This is a genomic window from Sphingomonas floccifaciens (genome assembly GCF_042681125.1).
Taxonomy (GTDB): Bacteria; Pseudomonadota; Alphaproteobacteria; order Sphingomonadales; family Sphingomonadaceae; genus Sphingomonas; species Sphingomonas floccifaciens.
This window is the reverse complement of sequence record NZ_JBHUFC010000001.1, coordinates 416,427-432,415: the sequence shown is the minus strand read 5'-3', so window position 1 is coordinate 432,415 and position 15,989 is coordinate 416,427. Positions and strand designations below refer to the sequence as shown.

Sequence of the window (15,989 nt, the reverse complement as noted above, 5' to 3'; positions counted from 1 at the left end):
CCGGGAGAGGGAAGGGGCCCGCGATGCGTAGCATCGTGGGAAGGGTGAGGGTGATCGCTCACCGCGCCTTCGCCACCTCCACCGCATAGACCTGCGCGGCGCCGTCGAAATTCCCCCGGAACACCGCCCACTTCCCGTCCGGCGTGAAGGTCATGTTCGGCTCCATGCGATAGTCCTGCTTGCGCATGTCGACGAGCTTCTCGCTGTCGAACGTGCCCGGCACGATCAGCTTGTCGGCATTGTCGGCATGGATGCCCGCAACGTCGGGAATCGCCTTGGGCGTGAACAGGTAGAGGTACTTCCCGTCCGGCGCCTTCGCGACCATCTCGCTGTCGCCGCCGTCGCCCGAAAAGCGCTTGCCGTCTGGCGTCTGGTTGAAGTGCACCGACCATTGGTTGCGCACCAGATTGTACCAAGTCCGCTTGCCCGTCGCGAGGTCGTACCCCGCCACCCAGAACACCTGTCCGCGCGGGGTCTGGAGGTCGTACCAGATCGTCCTGCCGTCGCTCGACCAGAATTCGTGGCCGGCAATCTCCATGTTCATGGTGCGCGTGTGAACCAACGTCTTGCCCGTGCCGTCGGCGCGGATCGTCCAGATGCGGTCGACGCGGTGCCAGGGGCCTTCGTGGCAGTACATGATCTGCATCGGATCGGTCGGCGAGAACTGGAGGTGGTTAAGCCAGTCGGTCGACGCCGTCACCACCTTCCGCGCGCCGGTGCGCGTGTCGATGGTGAAGATCTCCATCGGCACGCCTGCGTCCAGCCGGCGGTTCATGTGAACCTCCTTCGCATCGGCATAGGTCATCGGGCGGCCGTCGGGCCAGTTTTCGCGATAGTCGTTGACGCCGGGCGTATTTTCCTCGCCGTTCCCACGCGCCAGCGTGCCGTCGGGCTTCAGCGGCACCACCGCGGTCGCGACCTGGCCGAGCAGCAGGGTTTCGTCCGCGTTGATCGACCCGATCCAACCGCCGGGTACGGTCGCGATCTTGCGGATTTTACCGGTATCGGCGTCGGCCGCCATCACGTCGAACGGACGGCCGCTGTCGTCGCGATCGCGGCTGGCGAAATAGACGTTGCGGGTCTTGCGGCCGGTGAACAGCAGCACCGCCCCCTTCTGCGTGACGAGCGGCTTCACGCCCCATGTCTTCAGGTCGGCGATCATGATGCCCTTCGGCCCCAGGAAGACCATCTTGTCCCCCTGCGGCAGATAGCTGTTCTGGTGGAAGTAGAGGTTGACCGATCCCGCCTCGCGGCTGACCTGGATTACGCGGTGGCCGGTCAACGGATCGACCCACTGTTTCGCCGGCTGCGCCATTGCCGGGGCCGCCATCGTCACCGCCGCGACCGCTGCCAGATACCGCATATCCACTCTCCTAACGCTTGTACTTTTTCCACATAGCATGATAGCTGTCCATAATGTGGAGTAAAGGCAGCAACGCCTGATCCGGGAGGGATGACGAATGGCCGGCGACAGCTTGAGCGTGGGCGTGCGCCGCCAGCCGCGCTGGTATAATTATTGGGGCTGGGGCTCGGGCGACATGCTCGGCGCGGGCGCGCAGGCGGTCATCACCGGCTGGCTGCTCTATTTCTTCACGACCTTCTGCAACCTGTCGGCCGCCGAAGCCGGGCTGATCCTGGGTCTGCCACGCCTGCTGGAAGCGATCACCTGCCCGCTGATCGGATACGTCTCCGACAACCTCCGCCACACCTGGATCGGGCGCAAGGTCGGGCGGCGCAAGATATTCCTGCTGATCACCATCCCCCTGCTGCCCAGCTTCGCGCTGATCTTCATCGCCGGGCACAGCTTCACTTATTATCTGCTGACCTTCATTTTCTTCGAATTCGTCTACACGATGTTCCTGATCCCGTGGGAGACTTTGGCCGCGGAGATGACGAACGATTACCGCGAAAAGGCGAAGTTCGCGGGCGCCCGGATGCTGGTCGCGCAAAGCTCGGCGATCCTCGCCTCCTATCTGCCGACGCTGATCATTGCCCAACTGGGCGGCAAGGATTCGCCCGATACCTTCTTCATCATGGCGGCGATCTTCGGCGCGCTGTTCAGCCTGGTCGTGCTGCTGGTCGTGATCTTCACTTGGGAGCGCCCGTACACCGAAGCCGAGAAGCTGGTGCAGCCCAAGCCATTCGAGGCGGGCACCGCGCTGATGATCCCGGTCAAGATGTTCCGCGACCTGTTCTCGACGCTGCGCATCCGGGCGTTCCGCCAGCATCTGTCGATCTACCTTGGCGGGTACATCTCGCAGGACATCTTCAACACCGCCTTCCCGATCTTCGTCGTGACGGTGATGATGGGCGCGACGCTGATCATCTCGCAGCTGCTGACGACGATGTACGTCGCGCAGCTGATCTCGGTCCTGATCGCGATCCGCATCGTCATCAAGACCGGACCCGTCGTCGCCTATCGCATCGCGATCAGCTTCTTCATCGCCGGGCTTGCGCTGTTCCTCGCCTTCTACCTGTTGCGGCCCGCCGGGTTCGTCGGCGACCTGCGCGCGATGAACGGCAATATCTTCGCGAGCTTCAGCCCGACGCTGACCTTCTGGCTGTTCGTGCCGATCATCCTGGCGGGGCTCGGGCGCGGTACGCTCAACTTCGTGCCCTGGTCGGTCTACAACTACCTGCCCGACGTCGACGAAGCGGTGACCGCGCAGCGCCGCGAGGGCATCTTCGCCGGCGTGATGACGCTGGTGCGCAAGCTCGCCCAGTCGATCGCGATCATCTTTACGGGGTGGATCATCGACCTCGGCGGCTATGTCTCGCCGCCCAAAGGCACGCCGGTCGAGGCGACCGTGCAGACACCGCAGGCGATCGCGACGATCACATGGCTGCTGGTGCTGGGGCCAATGATTGTGATGCTGCTCGGCCTGATCGCCTCGTGGCGCTTCCGCCTCAACGCGCGGACGCATGACGTGCTGATGGCGGAGATCGACCATCTCCGCGCCGGCGGGACCGAGCCGACCTCGCCGGAAGCCAAGGCGATCGTCGAGGATCTGTCGGGCTGGCGGTACGAGCAGCTGTGGGGCAACAACGCGGTCGCCGGCCCGCAGCGCTGACGGTGGGTTACAGCCGCCAGATGCGGAAGTCGCTAACCCGGAGGTGGCTCCACGTCGTCCGCAGCCCGAAGTGGCCCCGCGTATAGGGCGCCGGATCGTCGAGGACGAACGGCGCCGCCCCGTCGCGCAGCACCGCGATGTGGCGACCGTCGGCGATCAGGCGGATGCGGGTCGGGCGGTTCGGCACCAGCATGTCGGCCGCTCCGGACCGGTCATGCTGCGGTAGCAGCGGTCGATTGTCGCGCTCGCCGACATAGCGACGGAAGCGCGTCGTGGTGTTCCGGTTGCCGCCGATCCCGACATAATAGGTACGCAGCTCATCATAGTCCGCGAACGCGCCGCTACGGGTGCGGGCCAGCACGTCGCCGCCCGGCGCCCGCGGGTCGGTCGCCATCCAGAAGGCGTTGACGTCGCTGACCTGATCCCATTCGCCGCCAGCCGCGACCGGCGTGACGATGTAGTCGATCGCGATCGGCGCTTCGAGGCGTTCGCGGAACCACAGCGTGACGCCGGCCGGCACCGCGACGTCGAGCGCGCCGCCCGTCGCCGAAATCCGGCCTGGCTTCTCCGCCTCGAGCACCCATTGGTCGAGGCCGCGCGCGAAATCGTCGCGATAGAGCAGCCGTTCGCGACCGCGCGGCAAGGTGCAACCGCCGAGCAGCGCCAGTCCGCCGCCGATCGCGCCGCGCCGGTCGATCATAGCGCCGCCACGAACGCCCGCGCCGCCGCGCCGACCTCGGCCGCGGGGCGACCAACGGTATAGAGCGCCGAGCCCAGCCCGAAGCCCTGGATACCCGCCGCACGCCATGCCGGCAGCGTGTCAGGCGTCACCCCGCCCACCACCAGCCGCAGCACGTCCTTCGGCAACACCGCGCCGATCGCCTTGACGCCCGCCGGCCCCAGCACTTCGGCGGGGAAGAACTTCAACGCATGCGCCCCGGCCTTGAGGGCCGCGAAGGCATCGGTCGGCGTGAAGCAGCCGGGCAGCGACGCGAGGCCGCGCCCGACGGTCGCCGCAATGACATGCGCGTCGCTGTTGGGCGACACGATGATCCGCCCGCCCGCGTCGGCCACCTCGGCGACCTGCGCCGGCGTCAGCACCGTGCCTGCGCCGACGATCGCCTGCCCCTGCAACCGCTTCGCCATCCGCTCGATCGACACCAATGGATCGGGCGAATTGAGCGGCACTTCGATCAGCGAGAAGCCCGCCTCGACCAGCGCGTCACCGACCGCATCGACCTCCTGCGGCGTGATCCCGCGCAGGATCGCGACCAGCGGGCAGCGGGCGAAGGCTTCGGTGAAATCGCTCGGCACGGTCATCGGATGAGCCTCCAGACTTGAGTGATGCCGGCCACGAAGGCGGCCTGGCTGTCGATCAGTGTGGCACGACCGCCGACCGCTTCGATCGCGGCCCGGTACAGACCGCCCAGCGTTGCATCGGCGAGGACGTAAGCATGGTCGCCAGCCCCCAGTCGCTCGCGGACATCAACACCGATCAGCAGTCCACTGATATAGGACGCCGCGTGGCCGATCGCCCCCTCGCCCGTCACCGCATCGGCGCGCACGCCGAACAGTCGGGCGCTCAGATCGCCGTCCGCCGCATCGGCGACGCCGGCGAGGAAGTCGGTACCCGGCGCCGCCGGCCCCGTCATCTGCGCACTGAGCAGGCTGTGCTTACCGATCAACGCATACAGCTCGCCCGTCATCGCGGTGACGAAGCGGTCGATCCGACCGTCCACCATCCACGCCCATTTACAATGCGTTCCCGGCTGGCACAGCAGGGCGTCGGCCGGCGCCAGCCCGGCGGAGACCGCGCCCAGCAACTGCACCTCTTCGCCCCGCATCACGTCGCGTCGCCGCCCCTCCGCGACGGTCACGCCGGGCACGATCGCGGTGCGACCCGGCTCGACCCAGCGGACCGCCTCGGCCAGCGCCGCGACGCTTGCGGGACAGGGGACATAGGGCAGGTCCGCCCAGCCGCGGTTCGACCCGACCATGCCCGCACACAGGATCGTCAGGTCGCCGAAGCGGGCGCGGATATCCGCGACCTCCGCCGCGTAACCGTCCGGTGCGACAGACAGAATGCCGCGGTCGTCGCGCTCGCTCGCCACGACGGTGCCATCCGCGGCGATCGCATAGACCCGCCGGTTGGTCGTTCCCCAATCGATCGCGAGCCATTGCCCGGTCATCCGCACCCCTCCTTCGCCCTTGCCAGCGGCCATAAGCCGCTATAGCCTTATGTCTGAGTTATTCGATACAGATTGTCCGTGCAACGGACTTCGTGGGAGAGGTTTGCGAAGATGGCGGTCATCAGCCTGGTCCAATTCGACGATGGCGCGCGCGGCGTGGCGGCGACCACTGCCGACGGCGCGCGGCGCGTAAACGGCGCGACGACCACGCTGGAACTGGCCCGCGACGCACTCGCCGCCGGCACGACGCTGGCGGTCTCGGCCGGCGACCGTCTCGGCGAAGCGGTCGACCTGACCGCCGTCCGCCTGCTCGCCCCCATCGACCATGCCGACCCCGCGCATCTGCTAGTCTCCGGTACCGGTCTGACCCACCTCGGCTCGGCGGAGGGGCGCGACGCGATGCACAAGAAGGCGGCGGAGAACCCCGACCCGACCGACTCGATGAAGATGTTCCTGATGGGCGTCGACGGCGGCAAGCCCGCCGATGGCGCGACCGGCGTTCAGCCCGAATGGTTCTACAAGGGCGACGGCACGATCCTGGCAGCCCCCGGCGAGCCGCTGACAAGTCCCGCCTTCGCGCTCGACGGCGGCGAGGAGCCGGAGATCGCGGGCATCTACATGGTCGCCGATGACGGCACGCCGGTGCGGCTCGGCTATGCGCTGGGCAATGAATTCTCCGACCACGTCACCGAACGTGGCAATTATCTGTGGCTGGCGCATTCGAAGCTGCGCGCCGCGGCGCTCGGCCCCGAACTGCTGCTCGGCGACCTGCCGCAGGATGTGCGCGGCACGAGCCGCATCGTCCGCGACGGCACGGTCATCTGGGAAAAGCCATTCGTGACGGGAGAGGCGAACATGTCGCACAGTCTGGCGAACCTGGAACATCACCACTTCAAGTACGCGGGCTTCCGCCGTGCCGGGGACGTCCACGTCCATTTCTACGGCACCGCCACCTTGTCGTTCAGCGACGGGGTGAAGCCAGAAGCGGGGGACATATTCGAGGTGGCGGCCGCACCCTTCACCCTGCCCGTACGCAACCCGCTCGCCATCGCCCCGGTCGAAGCGATCAAGGTCCGTGCGCTGTGAAGGTCGCCATCGTCGGCTTCGGCAAGATCGCCCGCGACCAGCATGTCCCGGCCATCGCAAACAGCGGCGCATTCGAACTCGCCGCCACCGCCAGCCGTCACGCCCATGCCGAGGGGCTGCCGGCCTATCCGGATATCGAGGCGTTGCTCGCCGCCGAGCCCGATATCGCCGCGATCGCGCTCTGCCAGCCGCCGCAGGTCCGCCACGCCGCCGCCCGCGCGGCGATCGCTGCCGGACGCCATGTGTTCCTGGAGAAGCCGCCGGGCGCGACGCTCAGCGAAGTCGTCGACCTCGCCCGCGCCGCCGACGATGCCGGCGTCACGCTGTTCGCCAGCTGGCATTCCCGCTTCGCCGCGGGTGTCGAGTCTGCACGGGACTGGCTGGCCGGCCGGACGATCCGCAGCATCCGCATCGACTGGAAGGAGGATGTGCGCCACTGGCATCCGGGGCAGCAATGGATCTGGGAACCCGGCGGGCTCGGCGTCTTCGATCCCGGCATCAACGCGCTGTCGATTCTGACGCGGCTGCTGCGCGGTCCTGTGCGTCTGGAAGCGGCTACGCTGGAGTTTCCGGCCAACCGCGACGCCCCGATCGCCGCGACGCTCGCCATGCGCACGACCGAGGGAGCCCCGATCGCTGCCGATTTCGACTGGCGCCAGACCGGCCCGCAGACCTGGGACATCGTCGTTGAAACCGACGCAGGCATGCTGCGGCTCGCGGAGGGCGGCAATCGCCTGTTCGTCGACGGGGTCGAACGCCCTCTTCCGGCTGAGGGCGAATATCCCGCGCTCTATGCCCGCTTCGCCCGCCTGGTCGCGGACGGGCGCAGCGATGTCGACGTGGCGCCGCTGCGTCTCGTGGCCGACGCCTTCCTAGCGGGCCGCAGAACCGCTACGGCTGCGTTCGAAGACTGACGGGAAAAGCATGGACGAGGATCGGGGGCCGGCGCCGCGCATTCACGGGACGATCGCCCGCGACATCGGGATCGAGATCGTCGGCGGCCTGCGCCCGCCCGGCAGCATCCTGGGTGGCGAGATTGAGACGAGCGAGGCGCTGGGCATTTCCCGCACCGCCTATCGCGAGGCGATCCGCATCCTCGCTGCCAAGGGGCTGGTCGAAAGCCGGCCCAAGGCGGGCACCCGCGTGACCCCGCGGACGCGGTGGAACCTGCTCGATCCCGATGTGCTCGCCTGGGCGTTCGAGGGTGAGCCCGACGTCGGCTTCATCCACGACCTGTTCGAATTGCGAGCGGTCATCGAGCCCGCGGCCTCCGCCTTCGCGGCTCGGCGACGGACCGATGCGGACATGGCCGAGATGGATGCGGCGCTTGCCGACATGGCGCGGCTCGGACTCGGCGTCGCCGAAGGCCAGGCCGCCGACCAACGCTTCCACCGCGCGATCCTGGCCGCCGCGCGCAATGAACCGCTCGCGGCGCTCGCCAGCACGGTGGGCGCCGCGGTGCGCTGGACGACGAAGTTCAAGTTCCGCAAATATGCGTCGCCCCGCGATCCCCTGCCCGACCACGTCGCCGTCCGCGACGCGATCGCCGGCGGACAGCCCGATGCAGCCCACGCCGCGATGGCGGACCTGCTGCACCTCGCCCTCGTTGACATGGACATCCCGGCGCGGGGCTGAACTCCCGTAGCCGTCGAAATCATTCCATGACGGTTTTGAAATTGTACAACTTGATCAACCGTGAAGCTTGACGAAGCGACTGCTTCGGGCAGACTTGTGTCGCTGTGATGAAGGCGGGGCGGAGCTTCGAGCGATACAAAGCTCGACACATTGGCGCTGCGGCTGGCCCGCCACTGCTTCGCCCGGCTGTCGCCATCCGGAAAGCGGCTGCTGACGGACTCGGTGCTGCGATCGCTGGAGGAGGTGACGTACAGCCGCCTGCGTGACGCCATTTCAACTCGAATGCGCAATCCTGCCGTATAACGAGGGCGCGCCGCTGATGCCCGAAGTCATCGACTTCATGAAAGGCCAGGGCCTGCTGCCGTTCGAGTTGTCCGGTGTCAGCCGCCCGGCCGGCACGCTGGTCCAGGTCGACCTGCTGTTCGCCCGCGAAGGCTCGCCGCTGCGCCCCGATCACTTCACCTTCTGATTAGCGATCAGAGATTAGCGGACAAAACACCGATGGGCCGCGAACAGGACTGAGCCGAACGCCAGCATTCCCAAATCTTTACGCTTGCCGCTTATCCGCCGGCAACGGTAACGCCCGCGGGGCTTCAACGGGGAACGGGAACGACATGCAGGCCGCGGGGGGCACCTATCGTCCGGATATCGATGGCCTGCGCTCCGTCGCGGTCCTGCCGGTCCTGTTGTTTCATGCCGGCATCGCCGGGTTCGGCGGCGGTTATGTCGGCGTCGATATCTTCTTCGTCATTTCCGGCTACCTGATCACGACCATCCTGCTGACCGATCTGGGTCGCGGGACGTACAGCATCCGGCAATTCTACGAACGGCGCATCCGGCGCATTTTCCCGGCACTGACCGTCGTAGTGCTGACGTCGCTCGTCATGGGCTGATTCGTGCTGACGCCGGCGGAGTATGACGATCTCGGACGCAGCGCGCTCGCGGTCGGTGCCTTCGTCTCGAACTTCTACTTCTGGCGGTCGGTCGACTATTTCGCCGACGCGCACGCCATCCAGCCCCTGCTGCATACGTGGTCGCTGGCGGTGGAAGAGCAATTCTACATCGTCTTTCCGCCGCTGCTTGCGTGGCTCGCGCGGCGCAAGGATCGCGTGTTGCCCGCGATGATCGTCGGCCTGATCCTCTCGTTCGCGATCGCAGCCTGGCTGGTCTTTCAGAAGCCAAGCGCAACCTTTTACCTGCCGGTCACGCGGGCGTGGGAACTGCTGGCGGGATCCATCCTTGCGACCGGGCGGGTGCCGATCGGGTCACAGCGTGCACGCCAGGTGGGCGGGCTGCTCGGCCTGGCGCTGTGCGTGCTGCCGATCGTCTTCTATACTTCGACGACCCCCTTTCCCGGCGTAGCCGCACTGCCGCCGGTGCTTGGCGCTGCGCTGGTCATCTGGGCAGGCATGGCGCGCCAGCCGACGCTGGCGGGCAGCCTGTTGTCGACCGCACCGATGACGTTCGTCGGGCGCATCTCCTATTCGCTCTACCTCTGGCACGTGCCGGTCTTTGCCTATGTCCATTATCTGACGGCCGATAACGAGCGCTGGACCGTCAGCCTGTTCGCGATCGCGTTGAGCTTCGTACTGGCCTGGCTCAGCTATCGCTTCGTCGAAACGCCGTTCCGTGCGGGCGGACAGACGGTGCTGGCACGCCGGTCGGTGTCGATCGGTGTCGCGAGCATGGTAGCCGTGACGGCCGGTGCAGCCGCGATCGTGGTGGCGCACGGCGTTCCGTCGCGGCTCGACTGCCGCGGCGCGGCGCTGGTCGCCGTCGCCGACGACAAGACACGCTTCCATCAGGAATGCCTCAGTTCCGGCGATACCATCATACGCCCCGACCAAGCGTGCCGGCTGGGCAAGGCCGGTGTTGCGCCGACCGCCGTGCTCTGGGGCGATTCGCATGCGATGGTCGCGGCGACCCCGATGGAGATCGCTGCCCGTCGCGATGGCGCCGCCTTCCTCTTCGCGGCGACCGCCGATTGTCCGGTCGGGATCGGCTTTGCGATCGATGAGGGCACCGAACGCGGCCTGACGACCACGCCGTCCTATCGTTATTGCGCGCAGTATAACGCAGACATGCTCGCTCTGGTGAAGCGCACGCCGTCGATCACGTCGGTGGTGCTGGCCGCGCGCTGGACCAACTGGCGCATCGGCGAGCCGCACAATCCGGCCGAGACCGCGGTCGACATCCGCCTGCGCGACGAAACGGGCGTCGCAGAAGATCGGACGGCCAATGCCGCCATCGCCGAGCGCGGGCTGCGTCAGCTAGTCGGAGAATTGGTTTCGGCCGGCAAAACCGTAACGATCGTGGGTCCAGTCCCGGAACCCAGGTTCAACGTCCCCCACCGCCTTTTCGTCCAGCAATTCGGCCTGGCGAGCGAGATCGGCCCGTTGTCGGTGCAGGACTATTATCGGCGTCATGCGAGGACTTTAGGCATCTTCCGCCGACTGGCCGCGAGCTATCCCGTGCGCTTCATCTGGCCGATCCGCACCCTGTGTCGCGGCGACGCCTGTCCGATCGAGGACGGCGGCCGGGCGACCTTCTTCGATCACAATCACCTGTCCATCAGTGCGGCAGAGCGGCTGGCCGGGCAGTTCGATCCGGTCTTTGCGAAGACGCGGTAAACGTCACCTCGGTCGCGCGCCCCGCCGCAGCCGGGCGCGCGGCCGAAAGCCCGTCAGTGATTGTCGCGCGGCAGGCCCATCGTCTGGGCGATGCGCTGGTACTTTTCCGCACCTTCCAGGATCGCGCCGGTGCCCATCTGGCCGACGACCGCGCGCTGGATTTCCTGCCAGGGGGTCTGCGACGCGGGGTAGCGATAGCCGCCCTCCGCCGTCAGTGCGGCACGGCGTTCGGCGAGTTCGGCGTCGGGGATCAGCACGTCCGCCGTGCCCTTGTTGAGGTCGATCCGCACGCGGTCGCCGGTCCTGAGCAGCGCGAGACCACCCATCGCCGCGGCTTCGGGGCTGGCGTTCAGGATCGATGGCGAACCGCTGGTGCCCGACTGGCGCCCGTCGCCGATGCACGGCAGCGAGTGAACGCCTTCGGTGATGAGGTAGGACGGCGGGCGCATGTTCACCACCTCCGCCGCCCCGGGATAGCCGACCGGGCCGGCGCCGCGCATGAACAGCAGCGTTTCGGGCGTGATGCCGGTCGCGGGATCGTCGATGCGGTGGTGATAGTCCTCCGGCCCGTCGAACACGACCGCCGGACCTTCGAAGGCGTTGGGCATGTCGGGGTTCGACAGATAGCGCGCGCGGAACTCTTCCGAAATCACGCTGGTCTTCATCACCGCGCTGTCGAACAGATTGCCCTTCAGCACGATGAAGCCGGCATCTTCCTTCAGCGGCCGGTCGAACGGACGGATGACCTTTTCGTCCTCGATTGCCGTGCCGCGGCAATTGTCGCCCATCGTGCGGCCGTTGACCGTCAGCGCGTCCTCATGGATCATCCCCTGCCCCATCAGCTGGTTGACCACCGCGGGCACGCCGCCGGCGCGGTAGTAATCCTCGCCCAGATACTCGCCCGCCGGTTGCAGGTTCACCAGCAGCGGCACCTTGTGCCCCTGTTCCTCCCAATCGGTCACGGGCAGGTCGACGCCGATGTGGCGGGCGATGGCGGCCAAGTGGATCGGCGCGTTTGTCGATCCGCCGATCGCGGAATTGACCCGAATCGCGTTATGGAACGCCTCGCGCGTCAGGATATCGGAGGGCTTCAGATCCTCGGCGACCATCTCGACGATGCGCTTGCCGGTGCGCCACGCGACTTCCTGGCGGTCGCGGTAGGGCGCGGGGATCGCGGCCGAGCCGGGCAGCGACATGCCGAGCGCTTCGGCGAGCGAATTCATCGTCGTCGCCGTGCCCATCGTGTTGCAGTATCCGGTCGAGGGCGCCGACGACGCGACGAGGCGGATGAACTCCGCATCGTCGATCTCGCCCGCCGCCAGCATCTGCCGCGCCTTCCACACGATCGTCCCGCTGCCGGTCCGCTCGCCCTTGTGCCAGCCGTTCAGCATCGGCCCGACCGACAGCGCGATCGCCGGGATGTTCACGGTCGCCGCGGCCATCAGACACGCCGGCGTCGTCTTGTCGCAGCCGATCGTCAGCACCACGCCATCGAGCGGATAGCCGTACAGCGCCTCGACCAGCCCCAGATACGCGAGATTCCGGTCGAGCCCCGCGGTCGGGCGCTTGCCGGTTTCCTGGATCGGGTGAACCGGGAATTCGATCGCGATGCCGCCCGCCTCGCGAATGCCTTCACGCACGCGCTCGGCCAGCACGAGGTGGTGGCGGTTGCAGGGGCTCAGGTCGCTGCCGGTCTGCGCGATGCCGATGATCGGCCGACCCGACTGCAATTCCTCCAGGCTCAGGCCGTAATTCAGATAGCGCTCCAGATAGAGCGCGGTCATGTCGATATTGTCGGGATTGTCGAACCACGCGCGGCTGCGCAGCTTGGGGGCGTCGGTCACAGATTAGCTCCTCAGCGCGCAACGGAAACGCGGTAGATCATGCGGTGGTGATAGGGCTTGCCCGGGTCGACGCGCGCGGACCCGAACTTCGGCTGGTTGGGCGTGTCGGGGAATTTCTGCGGTTCGAGAGCCAGGCCGTCGCCCATGCGATAGACATGCCCCTGCTTGCCGACGAGCGTGCCGTCGAGGAAATTGCCGGAGTAGAATTGTATGCCCGGCTCGGTCGTCAGCACCTCGAGCACGCGGCCCGACGTCGGCTCCTCCACGCGCGCGGCCAGCAGCGGCTCGGCGGTCGCGCCCTTGTCGAGCACGAAGTTATGGTCCCACCCGCGCCCGGCGACGATCTGCGGATCTTGCCCGTCGCGGATACCGTCGCTCAGCATCCGCCCGCGGGTGAAGTCGAACACGCTGCCGGCGACGGATTTCAGCTCGCCGGTCGGGATCAGGTTCGCGTCGACCGGCAGGTAGCGCGACGCCGGCATCGTCAGCCTGTGACCGTAGACGTCGGCGCCCGCGGGATTCCCGGTCAGGTTGAATAGCGCGTGGTTGGTCATGTTGACGATCGTCGGCTTGTCCGTCGCCGCACCGAAATCGATCGTCAGCGCGCCCGTGTCGTCGAGCGAATAGGTCACCGTCACGTCGAGCTTGCCCGGATAGCCCTGGTCGCCGTCCGCGCTGGTCAGCGCCATCGTCACGCTGGCGACCGCGCCCGCCTGCTTCACCTCGGTGATCCGCCAGACCATCTGGTCGAAGCCCCTGGTCCCGCCGTGCAGCGAGGCCTCGCCATTGTTCTTGGGCAGCTGATACGCCTTGCCGTCGAGCGTGAAGCGGCCACCGGCGATGCGGTTGGCATAACGGCCGACCGTCACGCCGAAATAGTTGGTCTTGGCCACATAGGCCGCGAGGTCGTCGTAGCCGAGCGTGATGTCGGCGACCTTGCCGGCGCGATCGGGGGCGTTGAGCGACTGCAACGTCGCGCCATAGGTGATGATCCGCGCGGAGACGCCGTTCGCACCGGTCAGCGTCACCGCCTCGACGACGGTCCCGTCCGCCAGCGTGCCGAACGCCGCGCGCTTCGCCGTGGCCGCCATCACCGGGCTTGCCGCCATCATCGCCGCCATCGCCACTATGCCCCAGCCTGCTCGCATCGCTCTCTCTCCCGCGCCGGCTTGACCCGGCTCGCCGACAAATATACTCAGACAAATAATGAAATAGCAAGCTGGGAGGGATGACAATGGCAGGTCCGATGGCGCCGGTAAGCCGAACGGCGACGGCCGCGCCGCGCGGCGGCAGCAAAGGAGGACTGGTCCTCGCGCTGGTCTATGTTACCGCACTGTTCTTCATCTGGGCGTTCGTCACGAACCTGATCGACCCGCTCGTGAAGAGCATGAAGGAAATCTACACGCTCAGCGATTTCGAGACGCAGCTGAACCAGTTCGCGTTTTTCATCGCGTACGGCGTGATGTCGATTCCCTCGGCTTGGTTCCTTTCGCGGCGCGGCTATTCCAGTTCGATCATCCTCGGCCTGCTCGGCGTCGTCGCCGGGTGTCTCGTCGCCTGGTCGACGACCTATACCAACAGCTTCGTGACGGTCCTGCTCGGGCTGTTCGTCGCGGCGTCGGGCATCACCCTGCTTCAGGTCGCGGCGAACCCGCTGATCGCGTCGATGGGCGACCAGAAGGGGTCGCACTTCCGCCTGAATCTCAGCCAGGCGTTCAACTCGCTCGGCGCCTATGTCGGCGGCACGTTCGGCGCGGCCTATCTGCTGCGCGGCGACCTGTTCGAAAAGGGCGCGGTGATCACGCCCGAGTTGAAGGCGAGCAGCCTGGGCTTCGTGACGCACGTCTATCTGATGATCGCGGCGGTGCTGGCGATCTTCACCCTGCTGGTCTTCCTCGCCCGCCGCACGATCGCGACCCATGCGCCGGTGATGGCGGAACATGCCGAATCGCCGCTGTCCGCACTCAAGTCGCGCTGGGCGAACCTCGGCGCGGTGGCGATCTTCCTTTATGTCGGGGCCGAGGTCTGCGTGATCTCGGGCATGATCTTCTTCCTCGAACAGAGCCATGTGCTGAACGTGCCGGCACAGGTCGCGGGCTATATCGCGCCAATCTTCATGCTGCTGGCTATGATCGGCCGGTTCGGCGGCAGCGTGCTGCTGCGCTATGTGAAGGCGACGACGCTGCTGGTGCTGGTCGGCGCCGCCGCTTCGCTGCTGTGCGTGTTCATCATCGCCACCTACGACATGCCTGCCAGCCCGCTGGGCGGCACGATCGCGCTGCCGGGCGGCTATGATGCGCCGCTGACGATGGGCTTCCTGCCGGCGGCGGCCGCGCTGCTGCTGGGGCTGTGCAACTCGATCATGTTCCCGACTATCTTCACGCTCACGCTGGAGCGCTCGACGGCGCCGGCATCGGCCACTTCGGGCCTGATGTGTATGGCGATCTGCGGCGGCGGGTTCATTTCGATCCTGTACGGCGCGGTCATCGACATGCTGGCCGCGACGGCGCCCGAAGGCGCACGCTCGCTGGCGTTCGTCGTGCCGCTCGCCTGCTACCTCTATGTCCTGTGGTATGCGCTGGCCGCCCGCCGTGCGCCGACGCATGCGATCGAGGAAGCGGTGGAGATGACGGCGTGAGCGATGCGGTCATCGTTTCCGGCAGCGGGCGATCGGTGCTGGGCGAAGGCGTCACCTGGTCGGCACGCGACAACGCGGTCTATTGGGTCGACATCCTGGGCCTCGGCATCCGCCGCCTGTTGCTGGACGATGGCCGGGTCACTCACTGGACGACGCCCGAGCGCACGGGCTGGCTGATAGAGCGCACCGGCGGCGACGGCTTCATCGCCGGCCTGCAAAGCGGCTTCCACGAACTGACGCTGCCGCAGGACGGTGGCACAGCGGTGGTGACGCGCATCATCGACCCTGAGCCCGACCTGGCCGACAACCGCATGAACGACGCCGCCGCCGATTGCCACGGCCGTATCTGGGCCGGCACGATGCCGGTGTCGTGCGAGGGCGAAACGGGCACCTTCTACCGGCTCGATCCGGACCGCACGCTGACGACGGTCGACGCACCCTACACGATCGCCAACGGCCCGGCGATCGCGCCGGATGGCACATGGCTGTTCCACACCGACACCGCACTCAACACGATCTTTCGCTTCGATATTCGCGATGACGGATCGCTTGGGCAACGCGTGCCGCATATCGTGTTCGATGGCAGCGCAGGCCATCCCGACGGTATGACCCTCGACGCCGACGGCTGCCTGTGGGTCGCGCATTGGGGCGGGTCGCGGGTGACGCGGTTCGACCTGACCGGCCAGGCGATGCGCCACATCCCGCTCCCCGCGTCACAGATCACGCGGATGGCGTTTGCCGGCGCGGACCTCGACCGCATGTTCGTGACGTCGGCGGCGGACGGAGTGGATCACGAGACGCACGCCGGCGCGTTGTTCGAGGTCGATCCCGGGTGCAAAGGGCTGCCGACGCTGGCGTTCGGGGGCTAAACAATAGTTTGTCGTTCCCGCGAAGGC

At 67.0% G+C, this 15,989-nt stretch carries 14 protein-coding genes and 1 pseudogene; 9 read left to right on the top strand and 6 right to left on the bottom strand.

Annotated features, from left to right (window positions below; genetic code table 11):
- Positions 1-58 precede the first annotated feature (58 nt).
- On the bottom strand, positions 59-1,363 hold the full coding sequence (locus ACFSC3_RS02000; RefSeq protein ID WP_380938213.1) for an oligogalacturonate lyase family protein: 1,305 nt from the start codon (positions 1,361-1,363) through the stop codon (positions 59-61).
- Positions 1,364-1,460: 97 nt separating this feature from the next.
- Here ACFSC3_RS02000 and ACFSC3_RS01995 point away from each other — a divergent pair, with 97 nt between their 5' ends.
- Positions 1,461-3,071: an MFS transporter gene (locus ACFSC3_RS01995; RefSeq protein ID WP_380938211.1), complete on the top strand. Its 1,611-nt coding sequence runs from the start codon at positions 1,461-1,463 to the stop codon at positions 3,069-3,071.
- A gap of 7 nt (positions 3,072-3,078) precedes the next feature.
- Here ACFSC3_RS01995 and ACFSC3_RS01990 read toward each other — a convergent pair whose 3' ends face one another.
- From ACFSC3_RS01990 to ACFSC3_RS01980, 3 genes are read right to left on the bottom strand one after another with little or no spacing between them, the layout of a single operon-like run.
- Positions 3,079-3,771 carry a DUF6250 domain-containing protein gene (locus tag ACFSC3_RS01990; RefSeq protein WP_380938209.1) on the bottom strand — a complete coding sequence of 231 codons (693 nt, stop codon included), beginning with the start codon at positions 3,769-3,771 and terminating at the stop codon, positions 3,079-3,081.
- A complete protein-coding gene (locus ACFSC3_RS01985; protein ID WP_380938207.1) occupies positions 3,768-4,391 on the bottom strand; it encodes a 2-dehydro-3-deoxy-6-phosphogalactonate aldolase in 624 nt (207 codons plus the stop codon). The genes ACFSC3_RS01990 and ACFSC3_RS01985 overlap by 4 nt, the downstream gene beginning before the upstream one ends.
- A complete protein-coding gene (locus ACFSC3_RS01980; RefSeq protein ID WP_380938205.1) occupies positions 4,388-5,260 on the bottom strand; it encodes a 2-dehydro-3-deoxygalactonokinase in 873 nt (290 codons plus the stop codon). The genes ACFSC3_RS01985 and ACFSC3_RS01980 overlap by 4 nt, the downstream gene beginning before the upstream one ends.
- A gap of 111 nt (positions 5,261-5,371) precedes the next feature.
- Between ACFSC3_RS01980 and araD1 the strand changes: the two genes are divergently transcribed.
- From araD1 to ACFSC3_RS01950, 6 genes and pseudogenes are all read left to right on the top strand, one after another.
- Positions 5,372-6,346: an AraD1 family protein gene (gene araD1 / locus ACFSC3_RS01975; RefSeq protein ID WP_380938203.1), complete on the top strand. Its 975-nt coding sequence runs from the start codon at positions 5,372-5,374 to the stop codon at positions 6,344-6,346.
- Entirely contained in the window at positions 6,343-7,260 is a 918-nt protein-coding gene (locus ACFSC3_RS01970; protein WP_380938201.1) for a Gfo/Idh/MocA family protein, read from the top strand. The genes araD1 and ACFSC3_RS01970 overlap by 4 nt, the downstream gene beginning before the upstream one ends.
- Positions 7,261-7,270: 10 nt before the next feature.
- The gene (locus ACFSC3_RS01965; protein ID WP_380938199.1) at positions 7,271-7,981 is read left to right on the top strand and encodes a FadR/GntR family transcriptional regulator; all 711 of its coding nucleotides are present in this window, start codon (positions 7,271-7,273) and stop codon (positions 7,979-7,981) included.
- A 262-nt stretch (positions 7,982-8,243) separates the two neighbouring features.
- Positions 8,244-8,450, top strand: coding sequence for a hypothetical protein (locus ACFSC3_RS01960; RefSeq protein ID WP_380938197.1), 207 nt, complete (start codon positions 8,244-8,246; stop codon positions 8,448-8,450).
- Positions 8,451-8,595: 145 nt separating this feature from the next.
- Positions 8,596-9,576, top strand: a pseudogene (locus ACFSC3_RS01955) (acyltransferase family protein); the annotation flags it as partial.
- 90 nt (positions 9,577-9,666) lie between these two features.
- On the top strand, positions 9,667-10,611 hold the full coding sequence (locus tag ACFSC3_RS01950) for an SGNH hydrolase domain-containing protein (protein WP_380938545.1): 945 nt from the start codon (positions 9,667-9,669) through the stop codon (positions 10,609-10,611).
- 53 nt (positions 10,612-10,664) lie between these two features.
- Here the strand turns inward: ACFSC3_RS01950 and ACFSC3_RS01945 are convergent, their stop codons facing one another.
- Together ACFSC3_RS01945 and ACFSC3_RS01940 are read right to left on the bottom strand one after the other, a co-directional pair.
- Positions 10,665-12,455 (bottom strand): IlvD/Edd family dehydratase, encoded by a 1,791-nt coding sequence (locus tag ACFSC3_RS01945; RefSeq protein WP_380938195.1) that lies wholly within the window; start codon positions 12,453-12,455, stop codon positions 10,665-10,667.
- A gap of 11 nt (positions 12,456-12,466) precedes the next feature.
- On the bottom strand, positions 12,467-13,603 hold the full coding sequence (locus tag ACFSC3_RS01940; protein ID WP_380938193.1) for an aldose epimerase family protein: 1,137 nt from the start codon (positions 13,601-13,603) through the stop codon (positions 12,467-12,469).
- 86 nt (positions 13,604-13,689) lie between these two features.
- Here ACFSC3_RS01940 and ACFSC3_RS01935 point away from each other — a divergent pair, with 86 nt between their 5' ends.
- Positions 13,690-15,093, top strand: coding sequence for an MFS transporter (locus ACFSC3_RS01935; protein WP_380938191.1), 1,404 nt, complete (start codon positions 13,690-13,692; stop codon positions 15,091-15,093).
- Positions 15,090-15,962 (top strand): SMP-30/gluconolactonase/LRE family protein, encoded by an 873-nt coding sequence (locus tag ACFSC3_RS01930; RefSeq protein WP_380938189.1) that lies wholly within the window; start codon positions 15,090-15,092, stop codon positions 15,960-15,962. Before ACFSC3_RS01935 ends, ACFSC3_RS01930 begins: the two co-directional genes overlap by 4 nt.
- The last annotated feature ends 27 nt before the right edge of the window (positions 15,963-15,989 follow it).

Coding starts and splice junctions, on each gene's coding strand:
- araD1 (WP_380938203.1), top strand. CDS start 5,372: ATGGCGGTCATCAGCCTGGTCCAATTCGACGATGGCGCGCGCGGCGTG.
- ACFSC3_RS02000 (WP_380938213.1), bottom strand. CDS start 1,363: ATGCGGTATCTGGCAGCGGTCGCGGCGGTGACGATGGCGGCCCCGGCA.
- ACFSC3_RS01995 (WP_380938211.1), top strand. CDS start 1,461: ATGGCCGGCGACAGCTTGAGCGTGGGCGTGCGCCGCCAGCCGCGCTGG.
- ACFSC3_RS01990 (WP_380938209.1), bottom strand. CDS start 3,771: ATGATCGACCGGCGCGGCGCGATCGGCGGCGGACTGGCGCTGCTCGGC.
- ACFSC3_RS01985 (WP_380938207.1), bottom strand. CDS start 4,391: ATGACCGTGCCGAGCGATTTCACCGAAGCCTTCGCCCGCTGCCCGCTG.
- ACFSC3_RS01935 (WP_380938191.1), top strand. CDS start 13,690: ATGGCAGGTCCGATGGCGCCGGTAAGCCGAACGGCGACGGCCGCGCCG.
- ACFSC3_RS01940 (WP_380938193.1), bottom strand. CDS start 13,603: ATGCGAGCAGGCTGGGGCATAGTGGCGATGGCGGCGATGATGGCGGCA.
- ACFSC3_RS01980 (WP_380938205.1), bottom strand. CDS start 5,260: ATGACCGGGCAATGGCTCGCGATCGATTGGGGAACGACCAACCGGCGG.
- ACFSC3_RS01965 (WP_380938199.1), top strand. CDS start 7,271: ATGGACGAGGATCGGGGGCCGGCGCCGCGCATTCACGGGACGATCGCC.
- ACFSC3_RS01950 (WP_380938545.1), top strand. CDS start 9,667: ATGGTAGCCGTGACGGCCGGTGCAGCCGCGATCGTGGTGGCGCACGGC.